The sequence below is a fragment of the Anabaenopsis sp. NIES-4685 genome (genome assembly GCF_059725405.1).
Window position 1 is genome coordinate 3,990,733 of the sequence record NZ_AP043602.1, and the last position, 17,231, is coordinate 4,007,963.

Sequence of the window (17,231 nt, forward strand, 5' to 3'; positions counted from 1 at the left end):
AAGTTTTGCTGCTTTGACTATCTGGTTTATAGTATATTAGTACTATTGTGACCTGCCATGGTCAGATAAAAGATATACTTGTGAAAAAATTCCCTCAGAAAAAATATGCTGGATTTTCTTAACCCCCTTCTTGGTCGCCATCCAGAACGTGTTAAGGCAAATGTTGAAATCTACACCTGGCAAACCTGTCCTTATTGTATCCGTGCCAAAATGTTGCTGTGGTGGAAAGGTGTAAGATTCACCGAGTACAAAATCGATGGCGACGAAGCAGCTAGAGCAAAAATGGCCGAACGCGCTCATGGCCGCCGTTCAGTACCACAAATTTTCATCAATAATCAGCACATTGGTGGTTGTGATGACCTTTATCAGCTAGACAAAGAAGCTCAACTCGATTCACTATTAGCCACTGTGTGATCACCCAGTAGCCATGGAAAAATGTTAATTGAATATCCAGAATATCTGATACATCGCCAATGGATGAGTCGCGCCATAGACTTAGCACAAATCGCCGGCGATGCTGGTGAGGTTCCTGTGGGTGCTGTGATTGTTGATGCTACTGGAAATTTGATTGCTTCAGGCGAAAACAGAAAAGAACGTGACCAAGATCCCACAGCTCACGCAGAAATTATCGCCTTGCGAGCAGCTGCTAAAACTTGCAAAAATTGGCGCTTAAATCAATGCACCCTGTATGTCACCCTAGAACCTTGTCCCATGTGTGCAGGTGCTATTGTCCAAGCACGTTTAGGAATACTCATCTATGGAGTGGACGATCCTAAAACTGGCGCGGTTCGTACTGTTACCAATATCCCTGATGGCGCTGCTTCTAATCATCGTCTACGAGTCATGGGAGGTATTTTAGAATCAACCTGTCGTCAACAATTACAAACCTGGTTTGCAGGTCGTCGTCAGCAAAATCATGGACAGATATAAAACTGTCCATTAGTCCTAAGACAATTTACCAAAGAAAAACTACTGTTTAATTAATCAACAATTTATTGGCTGATGGGACAATCGGCCGCTACCATGTTTATGGAAATTTATACTTACCAACAAACAGCTACCACGGCAAATACTCGGATAGCTGACACTACCTCGCGGATATCTCCCTGGTTAAGTCCTTTATTGTATCTATTAGGGAGACACCTTCTTTTACCATTATTCTTTGGCAAAATTGACATCACGGGACAGGAAAATATTCCCTTGAATGGCCCTGTGATCCTAGCCCCTACCCATCGGTCACGTTGGGATTCACTGCTTTTACCCTATGCTGGTGGTCGCTATGTCACAGGGCGGGATCTACGCTTTATGGCTAGTATTGATGAGTGCCAAGGAATACAAGGCTGGTTAATCAGAAGTATGGGAGGGTTTCCTGTGGATCCTCAGCGTCCAGCTATTGCTAGTCTCCGTCATGCTGTTGAATTGCTTCAACAAGGCGAAATATTAGTGATTTATCCAGAAGGTGATATTTATCGCGATGGTCAAGTTCACCCATTAAAACCAGGAATTGGTCGTCTCTCTTTGACTGCTGAATCTAGTCAGTCAGGAGTAAATATCAAAATTATACCTATAAATATTAAGTACAGCCAACCTTATCCTCAGTGGGGTACAGATGTAATAATTAATATTGGAACTGGATTAAATGTAAGTTATTACACTAAGGGAAATCTCAAACAAAATGCCCAAAAACTCACATCGGATTTAGCACTAGCTCTACAAGAACTAAGCAATGAAGAATCATAGAGAGCAGAAACTTTTTCACTAATAACCAATGACTAATGACCAATTATTCAGCTTTCCCACATCTTGTGGGACATAGTCGATTAACCATAACTCCCAAATTCCTTGAGATGAAAGGGAAAGTAATTGTTTCAAGACTGGGTGGGAGCTAATTGTATACGTTGTTTGTAAATTAGTGCGGCGGCCTAAGGTGCGGCTTTGTAATAACACCCGTCGATGATTGGGAGCTATTAAATAAACTTCTAAATCGCCTAAAAAATCATGGGTGATATTAACTGTTATTTGAATATCTTTAATGGGACGGGATTCATTAATGGCGATCGCACTTTTGACCCCCTCTGGATTATCATCTGGAATACTTAACTCACGGAAATTCTCACCCCTGACCTGTAACTGAGCAGATAACAAAGAACTACGTAGTTTTGCGGCAGCTTCCACCGCCCTAGCTGCATTCACTTTGCCATAACCAAACCATTGAGAATGTCCGTTATTGTCGTAAGTACCTGCTTGAATACCCAACTGAGGGTCAGGGCGAGAATCCACAATTTTATCAGCAGTTTCCTCCAGAATTAACTTTACCTCTTGCGCCGTTAAGTGAGGATTTGCTGACAGAACTAATGCCGCCACACCTGCGACTATAGGAGTAGCGCTAGAAGTACCGCCAAAATTATTGATAAAATCACCAGGATCATAACCTGCTTCGCCTACTTGGTCAGTAGTTAAAATTCCTCGTCCGTGAAGAGTGGTAGTAATATCGGGTTGTGTATTGACAAAACCCCGACCCTGAAATGAAAATCCCGGTGGGGCGTTATTACTAGGAGCACACAAAGTAATATTAGTGCCCCAGTTACTGTAAGCAGCTTTGTTGTTCAAACTAGTGGAAGCTGCAATGGTAATCACATCAGGATGTACGGCAAATCCATTTAACCAACTTGTATTTCCCTGTAATAAATTTCCTGGCCAATTCTGCTCATAAACCACACCGCTAATGGGCCGGTTAGCATTTCCCGCAGCAAACAATACCACGCAACCTTTACCATTACGTCCTGTAGTAGCAGCACGAGTAATAGCAGCCCGTTGGCGCAAAGACAAGGGATAATATACAGCACCAGCTCCCCAGCTACAAGAAATCACACTGGCCCCTGGTTAATCGCCCAGTTAAACATATCCTCAATGGATTCATCATCTAAAAAACCAGTACTACGAATCGGCATCAATGCACAACCAGGAGCAACCCCCACAATTCCCTGACCATTTTCTTCAGCCAGAGCTATTCCTGCGCAAGCCGTCCCATGACTGATTTCTCTCTCACCGGGTATAGGTAAAAAACCATTTTTCCTTAAGTCTCTAGGAGCAACAATTTTGCCACTACCTTGTAAATCCGGATGGTTCAAGTCAAAAGAATCATCTACAACCGCCACAACTACAGAACGCACACCGCGAGTGATGTCCCAAGCTGGTTCTACACAAATATGAGAACCAGCTACCAACTGGTTACCCCCATTGTGGTAAAGATACCATTGCTGAGGATATAGGGGTTCACCGGGTCTGTAATGTAATTCACTTTTAATGAGGATATTAGGTTCAGCAACTAACACGAACGAGAACCCCTGTAACTGATTAGTAATTTTCAGGGGATTTTCTCTGGCTTGTTTGCTCACCAGAAACACAAAAGTATTAGGAATACCCAGGACGGGTTTTTGTGCAACTAAACCAAATCTAGACGCGATCGCCTCAATTGTGGCAGAATCTACCCAAGAGGCAAATTGAATAGTAATTTGGTCATTCAGGTAAACGAAAGTTCCCGGATTATCTTGAATTGTGTAAACATGGCCAGCAAAAGCCACACTTTCCGCACTCCGTGCTTGAGACATGGCCGAGTCTAACTGGTTAGTTGCCACTGTGAAAACTTCTAAATTTGCTTGAGGAATGCTAAATTGCCAAATACCCCAGTTAACCTGAGATAATTGTTGGGAAGTAAATTTAGTTGAGGGACGGACAGTGAAGCGGTCTAAAACCTTTTCTAAAATCAACTCTTCACCGGCCCGTTGTAAAACCATTCCTAAATTGCTTGGCAAACCTGTTTGGGAAAAATCAGAGGAATTAGCTTGATCGTTCATAGGGGCGATTTTGGTTAGTATACAGGAGGAATGGGAACTCACTTGCGCCGATTTTCAGTCTAAATCAGAGAAACCTAGAAGTTTCCATGTTTTCTACATAGTTGCACTACTTGATCCCATGAAATCCGCTGCTGTTCCTTCTTTAATTAGCCCCACGGCTTTATCATTCCTAGCAGTCCTTAACCTGCTGTCACCTGTCAATGCTCAGGTACAAAAGCTACCCAGTCTCTATAGTCAAGTACAAATCATTGAACCCAACGATCCCAATACTCTGCGTCCTACACAAAGTAACAGCATTTTGAGTATAGAGGGCGGTGAACGGCTGATGGCAGAAGCCGCCGCAGCTGTTTCTGCTCAAAACTACCCTTTAGCAGCGAAAAAACTCCAAGATGCACGTCAACTTTATAATCAGTTATCTAATTTTTATCAAGAGTTAAACTCTAGTTTTACGGGTATTGATCCTCGCATTTCCGATTCCCAGCGCCAAAAAGCCTTAGAAACAGCCCAAAAGCGAGACGAAGCCACCTATCAGTTAGCACTGGTACATCGGGCGCAAAATCAACCGGAGTTAGCTGTCCCTTTGTTCATTCAGATTATTAAGAGTCAAAATCCCACGCGGGATTTAGGACAGAAGGCTTATCAGCAGTTATTTGAATTGGGTTTTGTGGATGCACCCTTTCCCAGACAAGGTGCCAGCTCGTCTCAAAGTGAATAAATTCCGCACATCTTCAAAGAAGTCTGAAATGGTAATATAGCCTTTTTCAGGCTCATGAAGTACACACCAATTCCCTATTCCGGTGTTCGGTGTGTTCCCTCAAACTAAAAAAAATTGTACCTCACGAGCATGGGAAATGCTATATCTAAGTTAGAGCCGCGTTGATCGTCAGTCTGCCTGAAACCTGAAACATATGTTGCCTACCTGTATCTGTTAATAATAGAAAAGTAAGTCTTTCAGGAATTGCGATGATTAATCCGCAGCAGGTTGAGGCAATGATTAAGGCAGAACTGCCAGATGCCCAAATTCAGGTTCAAGACTTGACTGGTGGCGGTGACCACTATCAGGTAACAGTGGTTTCATCACAGTTTGCCGATAAAGGACTGGTACAACAACACCAGTTAGTTTATGGTGCACTGCGACAAGCTATGTCCACTGAAGCAATTCATGCCTTGGCCTTAAAAACCTACACTCCCGCAGCGTGGGAAGCAACAGCAGCTTCCTAAAATGAATAAGTTCAGATTGCCACCGGGACACTGACTATTGATATCTTGGCTATTAGCAATATAGGAAACAAAAAGTCCATGACCCCAGAAACCAAAGAAAAAATTGATAATTTGATACAACAAAACAAAATCATGGTTTTCATGAAGGGAAACAAGTTGATGCCGCAGTGTGGTTTCTCTAACAACGTTGTCCAGATTCTCAACACGTTGGCGGTTCCCTTTGAAACAGTTGACGTTCTCTCAGACCCGGAAATTCGTCAAGGTATTAAAGAATACTCCAACTGGCCGACAATTCCCCAAGTTTATATTGACGGTCAATTTGTGGGCGGTTCAGATATCTTGATTGAACTGTACCAAAACGGTGAGTTGCAGCAACTGGTCGAAGTGGCACTTGCTTCTTAGGTCATCCCCGGTAATTCCCCATTCTTGATGGGGTTGCCCATTTTATTGATCACGTTTGCGACCGCACATCCTTATGGTTGGGTATGTAAGCGTGATCATTGGCAACTCCCCGCCGTAAAACGGCGGAGATCCTTCCTTTGTCTGATAGACAAAATGTCACGAGAATTTCACACCAATAAAAGATTGACAAACGCTGGAAACATGATATAATTGACAGCGTTGACGATTAAGGCAACTATTAGGGGCAGGGTATAAGGGATTAAATAAGCCATTAATAGTAATCAAGTTGTCGTTCTGGTTGGGTCCTGGCAAAATTCGATGGATCGTACAGGTAGCGGCTAGCTTCCTCTTCTAGGCGGTGGATCAGTATAGGTTCAATAGCGTTGCTTTGTCGCAGTGCGGCTAGATACCCATCCAAATACATCCGCATATCGTCCGTCCGATAACCGCGATTCCATAGCTCGACGAAGGCGTCAGTCACTCTTTGGTAATAGCGGATGGTTTGTGTGTCTTGGAGCATAACTGCTATGTTAATCTCTTTAGAATGAGAATTGTAAACGATTCACGCTCAAATGTGAAGTGTTACTTTCACATTTCTCGCTTCAAATCAATGACGCAATATCTAGTTGAGGCTAGATCATCCCCCCAGAAGGTAATCCCATGTTATTCCATAAAATTTAGAACCCGATAGTTTTATAAGCTATTTTTATAATTACTTGGGGTAAGTTTCCATATTCAATACCGGATGCAGTCATGTATTTTCAACAGATTTAATCCGAAAACACCAAAAACTTAGGTATAGGTTAACTTAATCTCACCCTGTTTAGGGTTTGTGGGTAAAATACACCCCTACCTGGGAGGATATTCATAGAAAAACACGTTTTTTCCACTGTAACAAAAATTTAAGAATAAATTAAAGAATATAACTAACTTAGCTTTGGGTAAGGCATGAGTTTAGTATTTTACTACCTTGAGGATGAAAAAATCTAAAATTAATCCCAATGTAAGTAACGAAGAATACAAAACCTTGGACATGGGCTTGTTACTTTGAAATTCATCAACGCTAAGGGGTATTGCCGCTGTGGGTTCGGTTTGTATTGAAATCGTTGAGGGAAATCCCCATCTAAGGTCATTGCTGGGATGGCACTTGCAACAGTTGGAATATCGTGTCCATCAAACCGCCAGCATTTATCAAGCAAGGGAATTATTTTTAAGCCAACAACCAACATTGGTAATTCTAGATGCTGATTTACCCGATGGTGATGGTATTGAATTTTGTCGCTGGTTGCATTTGCAACAACAATGTTTAATTTTGATGCTATCTGCTCGTACTAATGAGGCTGATATTGTAGCAGGTTTAAAGTCCGGGGCTGATGACTATCTTAGTAAACCTTTTGGAATGCAGGAGTTTTTAGCTAGAGTAGAGGCAATAATTCGCCGCAAACGCACACCTATTGCACCAGCTTATTTAGATTATGGCAGTTTGCAAATTGATTTGGTACAGCGCCGGGTGCGTTTCCAAGGTGAGTTTATTGATTTAACGCCTCAAGAGTTTAGTTTACTGTACGTTTTGGCACAGGCTGGGGGAGTAGCTCTGAGTCGTGCAGAATTACTACGTCGTGCTTGGCCTGATGCGATTGATAACCCTCGCACCATTGATACTCATGTTTTGTCGTTACGCAAAAAAGTGGAACTTGATCCTCGTCAACCTAGTTTGATTCAAACTATCCGCAATGTGGGATATAGATTTAATATGGAAAGTTTAAAATCCAATGTTCCGCAACCGCCAACTAAGTTAACCAAGGAAAGATTCACTCAGTCACGCTCTACAGTTATTAGTCAACGTTCTTAATGGGATTAAATCCATTCTTGGGTTGCTTGGGTTTCCGATTCTGTCAACTGTTTTTTTAGGTTAATCCAATTGATTTCAGATGCTGTTTGATTTGTCAATAACTGACCTTGCTCTAAGTATAATAATCGGGTGCAGAATACCCGGGCTAAGTCAAGCTGGTTATTTACCATCAAAATTGTTGTTTGATGAGTTTGATTTAGCTGAATTAATACTTGCATGAGATTGGCTGCTTTACCAGCATCCAAAGCAGAGGTGGGTTCATCTAATAATAAAACTTGTGGTTGGATAACTAAAGCACGGGCGATCGCTACTAGTTGTCGCTGTCCGGTAGAAAGTTGTAATTCTGTCCTTGTTAACCATTCACTAGGAATGTGGAGTTGTTCTATCCAATGGTTAATTCTGGGTTCAATTTTTTCTTGAGACCAACCACGCAAAAATAAAGGATAAGCTAAAGCCTCCCCCACTGTCATTCCTAACAGTTTTGATTCTTGTAATCCCAGTGTGATATCCTGGCGTAGCTGTATAATAGGAATTTGGTTATATTCCTGATTTCCTAGATAAATTTTACCTCTAGTAGGTTCACACAGGCGGTTGATCAGCCGCAACAAGGAGGTTTTACCAGCACCCGATGTACCGACAATGGCAATGCGATCGCCTGGAAACACCCCAAAGGAGATATCCTGTAGTATGGGGTATACCTGAAGTTGGGGTTTCAGCTTGGCAAACAAGTTAACTTGTTCTAGCCTGATTTGGGTGGTGTGGCTGTGATTTTCCAAGTTCAATAACTAATGACCAATGACTAAGGCTGTATTAATAGTCCAAGCATCTACCAGTAACAGCAGGAGGGTGAATACTAACAAAACTAAATACATCCACGGTTGTGCTAAGGTGCGAACATCTGTAGTATCAATCCCGGTTCTGGTTTCTACTGTTTTCACCAGGCGGGAAAATCCAGCTACGCGCATGGGTAATAAATAAGCTTTTCCATCCCGACTGAGAAAATAATAAACTAGTCCCCCTTGACCAGTGGAGCGGGGTTTTAAGTCTTTCACATCTGACCAAGATAAAATCCATCCTTTGCGAAAGAAGCTAGGAACCCAGGAGGGGTAGGTAACTTGAATCCCCTGGTCATCTACAATTACTCGCTCTGTCAATACCGCATATAAACCTACAAAGCCAATGCTGATTCCTACCCACAATAATACTGGGGGTATGGCCGCTGCTGTTACCTGGGATAAAAACGGTAATGGGATGGTGAGTGCTATGTATAGGCTTAATAGTGTCAGCCGAATTAACGGAGACAGACGAAAAACCGACGTTGAGTTGTTGGCTGATGTTGTGTTCACGGCTGAATTAAGGTATAATAGTTCTTTAAGCGAAGCTCGAATCAAGATTGGGGGGACATCTTGAATACGCCCCGGTCCCACAGCCTTTATTGCCTCCGTGAGGGAAATATCGCCAGTGTATAGGGCTTTACCCACAATTACGCCTTTTACTCCCTGTGTTTCTAAACCCAAGAGACTCAATAAATCGCTCACAGAACTCACTCCACCAGAGGCGATGATGGGGATATAAATTTCTTGTGCTAGTTCTCGTAAGGCTGCTAAATTGGGTCCTATGAGTGTACCATCACGGTGGATATCTGTGTAGATGATGGCTGCTGCACCCAGTTCTTGCATTTGCACGGCTAGCTGGGTGGCTAAAACTTCCGAGGTTTCTAACCAACCGCGAGTTGCTACTAGTCCGTTACGAGCATCAATACCAATGATAATCTTTTCGGGAAATTCTGTACAGAGTTCTTGTACTAGTTGGGGTTGTTCTACGGCTATGGTTCCCAGAATTGCCCACTCTACTCCTAAATTAAATACTTGTTGAACGCTAGTGCGATCGCGTAACCCTCCACCAATTTCAATGGGTACAGATACAGCTTCAGCAATGGCTGCAATAGCTTTCAAGTTAACTACCTTACCAGCTTTAGCCCCATCTAAGTCAACTAAATGTAATCTGGTTGCGCCTTGGTCAACCCACTGTTTAGCAATATCCACCGGGTTCTCGCTAAAAACTTGCGATTGCGAGTAGTCTCCCTGATAAAGTCTAACACAGCGTCCTTCTAGTAAGTCAATTGCTGGTATTACTTCCATTTATCTATGTCTATAAATTATTAATGGTATTGGCATTTTTGCCGAGTGTTATCTGCTGATGGCGTTAATTTTTCATTTTTAATTCTCTCACCGCTTGGGCAAAACCCAACACTAGCAGAATGTTAGCAAGGGTTAAAAAAACTTCTGCACCTCCATGTAACCAATCCACATTAGCCAAGGAAACCCCATAATGTAATTGCGAGTAAATTCCCGCCGGGATGGTAATCGCAACAAACACCAGGGTTCCGTAAAATCCATAAAGGGCTAAACGTGGCGTTTGGGGAGTACGACTCATAAACCACAAAAAACCTAAGTAGGGAAACAAGGAAAGAGCAAATAGGGTTTCTTTAGAAATCATGACTTTGATTCAGTAAGTTGGGTAGGGACAGTCTCAGTTTTCTCCTGTGACCTAGTAGAACGCCAGATTAAAACTGCAGCAGCCCAAAGTGTAAAATTACCAATTAAGGTCATGGCAGCTTGCAGCGTGACCAACCATTCTAAAGATGCTGCATTATCAAAATAATGCCAGGTACAGGCACACATGGCACTCACTAAAGCTGGTAACATAGCCAGAGATAATCCCCACCATGTGCGATTACCGCTGAGTTCTCCATAAGTCCAGATTAACCAAATGGCGACCATCCACTCAATAACGCTAGAAACATGAATAATCCAGGTGGGAATAGAAAGAGCGTGCATAAGTAATTAAAAACTAAGTAATTTCAAATGACAAAGATGCGGGCGTTATTGTCTGGGTATTATGGTAAAGGTAATGGTGGTGACGAGGCTTTATTGGCTACCCTTGTGCAAATGTTACCACCTCATGTTACACCTGTGGTGCTTTCTGGCAATCCAGAGGAAACCGGCCATCGTTATCATGTCGAATCTCACAATCGCATGGCTGTTGCGCCTGTATTGCAAGCCCTCCGTTCCAGTGATATTTTCATTTGGGGCGGGGGGAGTTTAATTCAAGATGTCACCAGTACCATGAGTCCATTTTATTATGGGGGATTAATGGTATTGGCTCAGAAAATGGGTTTAAAAACTATTGCTTGGGCGCAAGGTATAGGTCCGTTACTACGTCCACAAACTCGCTGGTTAGCACAATACTCCTTCGGACATTGCAACACAGTTACCGTGCGCGATCGCGCTAGTGGTGCGTTATTAGGAGATTGGCAAATTCCCTGTTTAGTCGCCCCTGACCCGGTGTGGGCTTTGCAAAGTAAGCCAGTACCAGGGCTCGAGGATTTACCAGGGCCAGAGTGGCTGTAACTTTAAGAAACCACCCCCAACTCACACACCAACGTTTGGCTAACTTGACCCGTGCTTTAGTAGACTTCCAAAAAGCTACCCAAGCCTTTATTTTACTGTTGCCATTTCACAAGAGTGAAGATTTACCAATTGCAACGGCTATTCAACCCCAATTACCAGATGTGAGCCAAATTCTGCTTTTACAAGATCCGCAATTATTAAAAGGTGTTTATCAAGGTGTGGACATGGCTATTGGGATGCGTCTACACAGCTTAATCATGGCTGCGGCTGAAGGTTGTCGCTGCTTTGCTCTGAGTTATGACCCCAAAGTCAATCGCCTCATGGAAGAATTAGAAATGCCAGGGTGGGATTTAGCCACTTTACCAGATGACCCCAATGTAATTACCAGAACTTGGGTGCAACATTATCACAATGGCATTCGCCTATCATCTGAGCAAATTCAGTCTTTAGTAGATCGCGCCCTCATCCACAAAGATATCTTAACCGCCTTGTGAGCCCAGCTACCTATTAAAAAACCTGCCAGTCTTTAATCAAAAACTAGCAGGTTAGGTCTTGTGTTTATCGGAGCGGCGGGATTCGAACCCACGACCTCCACTACCCCAAAGTGGCGCGCTACCAAGCTGCGCTACGCCCCGATTCAGAATTATCATTCTACTGCAAATCTCTGGAATAATCAAGGGGTGAATTTAAAAAACTTTTAGCATCCCAGCTGCTTGCAATAACTCCGGCACGGCGACACTATCCCATTTACCTTCTACACCCCGTCCTGTATTCAGGATGAGGCGTAAACTATAGCTATGGGGATAGCCTTCTACCTCCATCCATAATAAATCACTTTCGGCTTCACAGGCAATTTTCTCTTCATCCATTAATTCCGCCGCCAGTTGTTTCATTGTGTCCGCTAGCTGTGCCAATAGTCGGTAAAAATCATTTAACTCGGCTTCGGTTAATTCTATTGCCCAATCATCTGTACCTACTAATCCTTTGAATGTGGCTGCGTTGGGCTTCCAGCCAATTCGCCAACCGGCACCGCTTTTAATCAGATGTTCCATAGATTAATTGTTTTGAAAATCCCCGGGTCTATGGCCACGCCATGTCAGCTATCAGACCGGGGAATGTCAAGATAAGATTAATATCCTGATTTCTCATCGCCAATGATATCTTCCTGGGTCAGTTCATCGGACATTTCAATAATTGCCCTCAGTACTGGCTTCATCATGATATCATCCGATGGGCTGTCAAAATCTTCATAACGCCGACGCTTGGCACGGTTTGCCACCTGAACTGTAATGCGGTAGCGATTGGAAGCCGCACTAATCAAATCTTCAGCACGGTACATGATTTGAGACTGGGTAGTCTCGAACTTGGAACGCTTTAGCATAGTCAGTGGTTCATGAGGTCATTACCCAGTTTAGCAGTACTAACAGTTCACTGGTTGGGATTTTAAGAGTTGAATTACCAGTAACCTCAATGGTTGCGGGAACTTAACCCAGAATGCAGCCAGTGCGTCCAGGAACAGTTAAGGAAAACTGCTCACCACGCCACTCAAATTCCGCCGCACCATATACAACCTGGTTGGGTTGAGTCGGCAACCTGGTAATATCTAATTTTGCTGTTGTCTTTGCAGTCCCTGCGTTAACAGCAATGATGAGTTTGTCTGTGTCTAAAGTCCGGGCAAAAATGTACAGTTCTCCCTGGGCGAAGATAACTTGGTAGTCCCCCGTGCGTAAGGCTGGGTGTTTGTGGCGTAAAGTAATTAATTGGCGGTGAATGTTGAGGATTTGTTGATTCCAATCAGCTTCTAAGGGAAAACCACGTCTTGAGTCAGGGTCAATACCTCCGGGTAAACCCACTTCGTCACCATAATAGATACTAGGCGCACCAGGAAAGGTGAGTAATAGTAGAGTTGCTAATTCCAGAGTAGCTTGGTCGCCGCCTGCAATGGTAATTAATCTGGCTGTATCATGACTACCTAATAAATTAAGTTGGGTGAGTTGAATTTCCCAAGGGTAAAGTTGGAGTAATTCCTGGATTTTGCTCCCGTATTCAGCAGCGAATAAAGGTGGGTAGGGTTGATAGTCGCGGCTTTGTACCTGTTCTAAAACTACGCGATCGCCCGCGGTAAAGGCAATGGTCGGGACGGCGAATAGGTAATTCATCACGCCATCAAATTGGGTACCATCGAGCCATTCCCGGGAATCTCCCCAAACTTCCCCGACAATATAAGCTTGGGGATTAATGGCTTTGATGCGATGGCGGAATTCTTGCCAAAACCCTGGTGTTTTGATTTCAAATGGTACATCTAAACGCCAACCATCAATCCCGAATCTCAGCCAGTATTCGCCAATTTCCATGATGTATTCCCGTACTTCAGGATTATCATGATTAAACTGGGCAAAGCCCGATTACCAGCCCAACTCTCGTAATTTGCCGGTAAATCTCCTGTATAAGCCGCCAGGGGCCAATCTGTAATTTTGAACCAATCCACCCAAGGGGAATGAGGACCATTTTCTAAAATATCGTGGAAAAAGAAAAACCCCCGACTAGCATGGTTAAACACCCCATCCAGCACAACTTTAATATTCCGTTGATGAGCCGCCTCTAGTAGTTCCTTAAATGCTTGATTACCCCCCAACAATGGATCAACCTGATAATAATCGTGGGTATGATAGCGGTGATTACTGGCTGATTGAAAAATGGGAGTAAAATAAATAGCGTTAATTCCTAAATCCTGGATATAGTCTAACTGCTCAATAATCCCCCATAGGTCACCACCTTTGTAACCCTGGAGTGTGGGGATAGCTTCCCAAGCTTCCCAACGGGGATTATGCAACAGTCCTTTGTGAGACTGTTTGCTTCTGGCGAAGCGGTCTGGAAAGATTTGGTAAAAAACAGCGTGCTTAACCCAGTCTGGTGTTTGAATTTCCATGAATTATTTTTTTATACTTGACGCTTTCTCTCCAATGATAGGTAATGACCAGGCAAAAATTTGATAGTTTGATTGTAGGTTGGATCAAAAATTGCCAGCCCTTTTAAAACTTTGACCAAATACCATGAAACTGTTGTGGGAGCAACTATAGTTACTGGCTTTATTCTGTAATGTAAGATACTTGTATCGCCTCAGCATAAAGAATTTGAATAACTTATAACACTGAATTGAGTGTCAATTGAATGTGTCATAATTTATCAATATTTATCTACGCTGAGAGAAAATAAAACCTTGTTTTTAAGAGTTTTTGAGTATGCAATCAATCACAGCAATATTACCATGATTAAGTAATAATAGTAATATTGCATACATATATACTAAGTAATTCATTCATTACCAAGAGAATTGTGTCAACTTAACTAATTATGAATCTGTGATCCCCCCTTACCAGCAGTCTCACACAGTCCTAAACTTAAGGTGATATTAAAAAGGCAGTCGGGAGAAACTCTGTGAAAAAAGTATTAGCAATCATTCTCGGTGGTGGTGCGGGGACTCGTCTTTATCCCCTAACGAAACTACGTGCCAAACCAGCAGTACCCGTGGCAGGAAAGTATCGTTTAATAGATATTCCTGTCAGTAATTGTATAAACTCAGAAATCTACAAAATCTATGTGCTGACACAATTTAACTCAACCTCCTTGAATCGCCATATAGCCCGTACCTATAATTTTACTGGCTTCAACGAGGGGTTTGTGGAAGTACTAGCGGCACAGCAAACCCCAGAAAACCCCAACTGGTTCCAAGGTACCGCTGATGCTGTGCGTCAGTACCTATGGCAATTGGAAGAATGGGATGCGGAAGATTATTTGATTCTCTCCGGAGACCATCTATACCGCATGGATTACCGCCAGTTTATCCAGCGCCATAAAGAAACCAATGCTGATATTACCCTTTCAGTTATCCCCATAGATAAAAGCCGGGCTTCGGACTTTGGTTTAATGAAAATCGACCAGTCCGGTAGGGTGATTGACTTTAGCGAAAAGCCCAAGGGCGAAGCATTAGATAAGATGCAGGTCGATACTACAGTGCTGGGATTATCACCAGACCAAGCCCAATTACAACCCTACATCGCCTCCATGGGGATTTATGTCTTTAAAAAAGATGTTCTGATCAAGTTGTTGAAAGAATCTTTGGAAAGGACTGATTTCGGCAAAGAAATTATTCCTGATGCCAGTAAAGATTACAATGTTCAAGCGTACTTATTTGATGATTACTGGGAAGATATTGGTACAATTGATGCTTTTTATCATGCCAATTTAGCATTAACTAAACAACCTTTACCACCGTTTAGCTTCTACGATGAAGAAGCACCAATTTACACTCGCGCTCGTTATTTACCCCCAAGTAAACTGTTAAATTGCACAGTCACAGAGTCGATTATTGGCGAGGGTTGTATTCTCAAAGATTGTCGGATTCAGCATTCAGTTTTAGGAGTGCGATCGCGCATTGAATCTGGCTGTGTAATCGAAGAATCTCTCCTCATGGGGGCAGACTTTTATCAACCTTTTGTAGAACGTCAATGTAACTTAGATAAAGGAAACATTCCCGTAGGTATTGGCACAGACACGATTATTCGCCGTGCTATCGTTGATAAGAATGCCCGTATCGGTCATGATGTAAAAATCATCAATAAAGATAACGTGCAAGAAGCAGAACGGGAAAATCAAGGCTTTTACATCCGCAGTGGCATTATTGTAGTGATGAAAAATGCTGTAATTCCCGACGGAACAATAATTTAGTGATTGGTCATTGGTCATTAGTCATGGGTCATAAATAATTACTCAATACTAATTGACCACTGACAACGGATGCAGAAAAAGTGACACAAATATTTGTACTAATTGGTCTTCCTGGTAGTGGAAAGTCAACTTTAGCGCAACAATTAATGGCACAAAGCCCCCAGATGCAGCTGATTTCAACGGATGCGATTCGGGGGCAACTTTTTGGTTCGGAAGCAACTCAGGGTCCGTGGCCGCTGATTTGGGGAGAAATAGAACGGCAATTCCAACAAGCAGTAACCGCCAATCAGACAACTATCTTCGATGCTACCAACGCTCGAAGACGCCAGCGCGGTGAAATCATCGCTTTAGCCCGGGGGGTCGGTTTTACCCACATTACAGGATTATGGGTGAGAACCCCTGTTTGGCTGTGTTTAGCACGCAATCAAAAGCGTCAGCGTCAAGTTCCCGAAGAAATCATTTTCAGAATGTATCGTCAAATCCGGGATGCGCCCCCTAGTCTAGAAGAAGGAATAGACCGGCTGATTTATTTTGTCTAAAAGCAGAGAGTACGGAAATTGCGCCGCTGGAGTGAGCGGGAACCACACTTGAATTGCCTTAATGTCTGTTAATTTAAAATCAGAGTTTTTTATCTTGGGGATTTTCCCCAGCAAAAAACCAATTTCACACTTTACGAAAAAAACATAAAAAAAATACTTTATAGGAGGCTGGTAGATGACTGCAACCGATTTCAAAGACTATTACGCAATTTTGGGAATCAGTAAAACCGCCAGTCCAGAAGAAATTAAACAAGCTTTTCGGAAATTAGCTCGTAAATATCACCCTGATGTCAACCCAGGTAACAAGCAAGCAGAGGCCAAGTTTAAAGAAGTCAATGAAGCCTACGAAGTTTTGTCAGATGTTGATAAGCGCAAGAAGTACGACCAATTTGGTCAATACTGGAAACAAGTGGGGGAAGGTTTCCCTAGCGGCGGTGCTGGTGTGGATATGGGTGGTGTTGACTTCAGTCAGTACGGGAGTTTTGATGAATTTGTCAACGAGTTATTAGGGCGTTTTGGTCAGGCCTAGCCCCCGTGGTGGAAGGCCTGGCTACTCTTATCGTACTTCCACGGGCAGACCCAGCGGTTATGGTGGCTTTAATGATTTTGGTTTTCAAGATGTTGGTAGGGGTGGAGGTCAAGATTCAGAAGCTGCAATTACTTTAACTTTTGCCGAGGCCTTCACTGGTGTGCAGAAACGCTTTAGTTTAGGTAACGAAACTATTGAAGTTCGCATCCCATCGGGTGCTAAAACTGGGACTCGCCTACGGGTGCGGGGTAAAGGTCAATTGAACCCCATGACTCAACAACGGGGCGATTTATATTTAAAGGTTGAACTTCAACCACATTCTTTCTTCCAATTTGAAGGTGATAATCTCCTGTGTGAAGTTCCCATCACCCCTGATGAAGCCACCTTGGGAGCCTCAATAGATGTCCCCACTCCCGATGGTTCTGTAAATGTCAAGTTACCTGCGGGAGTCCGTTCTGGTCAATCCCTGCGGTTGCGGGGGAAAGGTTGGCCTTTAGCTAAGGGGGGACGTGGTGATCAGTTGGTAAAAGTGGCGATTGTTCCTCCCAAGGATCTCAGTTCACAAGAACGAGAATACTATGAGAAAATTCGGGCTATACGTACCTATAATCCCCGGAGTCATCTACAGCAGTTTAAGTTTTGAGCTTTGATAGGTAGGGGCGTTCGTGCGGAACTTCTCCAAGATAGATA

General features: G+C 43.1%; 16 protein-coding genes, 1 tRNA gene and 5 pseudogenes. 11 read left to right on the forward strand and 11 right to left on the reverse strand.

What is annotated here, in order from left to right; all coding sequences use genetic code 11:
* Positions 1 to 105: 105 nt before the first annotated feature.
* The 3 genes from grxC (at position 106) to AC6IZ0_RS17195 (ending at position 1,740) form a co-directional block, all read left to right on the forward strand.
* Positions 106 to 414, forward strand: a complete 309-nt coding sequence (grxC, locus tag AC6IZ0_RS17185; protein WP_271731902.1) for a glutaredoxin 3 — start codon at positions 106 to 108, stop codon at positions 412 to 414.
* Positions 415 to 435: 21 nt separating this feature from the next.
* A complete protein-coding gene (gene tadA, locus AC6IZ0_RS17190) occupies positions 436 to 930 on the forward strand; it encodes a tRNA adenosine(34) deaminase TadA (protein WP_497724049.1) in 495 nt (164 codons plus the stop codon).
* A 99-nt stretch (positions 931 to 1,029) separates the two neighbouring features.
* A complete protein-coding gene (locus tag AC6IZ0_RS17195; protein WP_497726089.1) occupies positions 1,030 to 1,740 on the forward strand; it encodes a lysophospholipid acyltransferase family protein in 711 nt (236 codons plus the stop codon).
* An 18-nt stretch (positions 1,741 to 1,758) separates the two neighbouring features.
* Here the strand turns inward: AC6IZ0_RS17195 and AC6IZ0_RS17200 are convergent.
* Positions 1,759 to 3,857, reverse strand: a pseudogene (locus AC6IZ0_RS17200) (S8 family serine peptidase).
* 118 nt (positions 3,858 to 3,975) lie between these two features.
* On the opposite strand from AC6IZ0_RS17200, the gene AC6IZ0_RS17205 reads away from it, so the two are divergent.
* The 3 genes from AC6IZ0_RS17205 to grxD all read left to right on the forward strand — a co-directional run bounded on the left by AC6IZ0_RS17205 (position 3,976) and on the right by grxD (position 5,480).
* A complete protein-coding gene (locus AC6IZ0_RS17205) occupies positions 3,976 to 4,572 on the forward strand; it encodes a hypothetical protein (RefSeq protein ID WP_271731897.1) in 597 nt (198 codons plus the stop codon).
* A gap of 248 nt (positions 4,573 to 4,820) precedes the next feature.
* Entirely contained in the window at positions 4,821 to 5,078 is a 258-nt protein-coding gene (locus tag AC6IZ0_RS17210; RefSeq protein ID WP_271731895.1) for a BolA family protein, read from the forward strand.
* Positions 5,079 to 5,156: 78 nt separating this feature from the next.
* Entirely contained in the window at positions 5,157 to 5,480 is a 324-nt protein-coding gene (gene grxD / locus AC6IZ0_RS17215; RefSeq protein WP_271731894.1) for a Grx4 family monothiol glutaredoxin, read from the forward strand.
* A gap of 271 nt (positions 5,481 to 5,751) precedes the next feature.
* On the opposite strand, the gene AC6IZ0_RS17220 is transcribed toward grxD, so the two are convergent.
* The gene (locus tag AC6IZ0_RS17220; RefSeq protein WP_271731893.1) at positions 5,752 to 6,000 is read right to left on the reverse strand and encodes a DUF6761 family protein; all 249 of its coding nucleotides are present in this window, start codon (positions 5,998 to 6,000) and stop codon (positions 5,752 to 5,754) included.
* A gap of 561 nt (positions 6,001 to 6,561) precedes the next feature.
* On the opposite strand from AC6IZ0_RS17220, the gene AC6IZ0_RS17225 reads away from it, so the two are divergent.
* The gene (locus AC6IZ0_RS17225; protein WP_497724051.1) at positions 6,562 to 7,332 is read left to right on the forward strand and encodes a response regulator transcription factor; all 771 of its coding nucleotides are present in this window, start codon (positions 6,562 to 6,564) and stop codon (positions 7,330 to 7,332) included.
* Between the two features lie 5 nt (positions 7,333 to 7,337).
* On the opposite strand, the gene AC6IZ0_RS17230 is transcribed toward AC6IZ0_RS17225, so the two are convergent.
* The 5 genes and pseudogenes from AC6IZ0_RS17230 to AC6IZ0_RS17250 form a co-directional block, all read right to left on the reverse strand.
* Entirely contained in the window at positions 7,338 to 8,108 is a 771-nt protein-coding gene (locus AC6IZ0_RS17230) for an ABC transporter ATP-binding protein (protein ID WP_497724053.1), read from the reverse strand.
* 9 nt (positions 8,109 to 8,117) lie between these two features.
* Positions 8,118 to 8,678 (reverse strand): hypothetical protein, encoded by a 561-nt coding sequence (locus tag AC6IZ0_RS17235; protein WP_271763491.1) that lies wholly within the window; start codon positions 8,676 to 8,678, stop codon positions 8,118 to 8,120.
* A gap of 42 nt (positions 8,679 to 8,720) precedes the next feature.
* Positions 8,721 to 9,473: pseudogene (gene hisA / locus AC6IZ0_RS17240) on the reverse strand (1-(5-phosphoribosyl)-5-[(5-phosphoribosylamino)methylideneamino]imidazole-4-carboxamide isomerase); the annotation flags it as partial.
* Positions 9,474 to 9,537: 64 nt separating this feature from the next.
* On the reverse strand, positions 9,538 to 9,831 hold the full coding sequence (locus AC6IZ0_RS17245; protein WP_497724055.1) for a DUF3593 domain-containing protein: 294 nt from the start codon (positions 9,829 to 9,831) through the stop codon (positions 9,538 to 9,540).
* Entirely contained in the window at positions 9,828 to 10,172 is a 345-nt protein-coding gene (locus tag AC6IZ0_RS17250) for a DUF2499 domain-containing protein (RefSeq protein WP_271731883.1), read from the reverse strand. The genes AC6IZ0_RS17245 and AC6IZ0_RS17250 overlap by 4 nt, the downstream gene beginning before the upstream one ends.
* 36 nt (positions 10,173 to 10,208) lie before the next feature.
* Between AC6IZ0_RS17250 and csaB the strand changes: the two are divergent.
* Positions 10,209 to 11,239, forward strand: a pseudogene (gene csaB / locus AC6IZ0_RS17255) (polysaccharide pyruvyl transferase CsaB).
* Between the two features lie 67 nt (positions 11,240 to 11,306).
* Here the strand turns inward: csaB and AC6IZ0_RS17260 are convergent.
* The 4 genes and pseudogenes from AC6IZ0_RS17260 to AC6IZ0_RS17275 form a co-directional block, all read right to left on the reverse strand.
* Positions 11,307 to 11,380: transfer RNA gene (locus AC6IZ0_RS17260), tRNA-Pro, on the reverse strand.
* Between the two features lie 51 nt (positions 11,381 to 11,431).
* Positions 11,432 to 11,797, reverse strand: coding sequence for a DUF1818 family protein (locus tag AC6IZ0_RS17265; protein ID WP_271734980.1), 366 nt, complete (start codon positions 11,795 to 11,797; stop codon positions 11,432 to 11,434).
* 77 nt (positions 11,798 to 11,874) lie between these two features.
* Entirely contained in the window at positions 11,875 to 12,126 is a 252-nt protein-coding gene (locus AC6IZ0_RS17270) for a DNA-directed RNA polymerase subunit omega (RefSeq protein ID WP_271734981.1), read from the reverse strand.
* 103 nt (positions 12,127 to 12,229) lie between these two features.
* Positions 12,230 to 13,674, reverse strand: a pseudogene (locus tag AC6IZ0_RS17275) (glycoside hydrolase family 13 protein).
* Positions 13,675 to 14,183: 509 nt separating this feature from the next.
* Here AC6IZ0_RS17275 and AC6IZ0_RS17280 point away from each other — a divergent pair.
* The 3 genes and pseudogenes from AC6IZ0_RS17280 (at position 14,184) to AC6IZ0_RS17290 (ending at position 17,184) form a co-directional block, all read left to right on the forward strand.
* Positions 14,184 to 15,473: a glucose-1-phosphate adenylyltransferase gene (locus AC6IZ0_RS17280; RefSeq protein WP_271734984.1), complete on the forward strand. Its 1,290-nt coding sequence runs from the start codon at positions 14,184 to 14,186 to the stop codon at positions 15,471 to 15,473.
* 80 nt (positions 15,474 to 15,553) lie between these two features.
* Positions 15,554 to 16,012 carry an AAA family ATPase gene (locus AC6IZ0_RS17285; protein WP_271734985.1) on the forward strand — a complete coding sequence of 153 codons (459 nt, stop codon included), beginning with the start codon at positions 15,554 to 15,556 and terminating at the stop codon, positions 16,010 to 16,012.
* A gap of 175 nt (positions 16,013 to 16,187) precedes the next feature.
* Positions 16,188 to 17,184, forward strand: a pseudogene (locus tag AC6IZ0_RS17290) (DnaJ C-terminal domain-containing protein).
* The last annotated feature ends 47 nt before the right edge of the window (positions 17,185 to 17,231 follow it).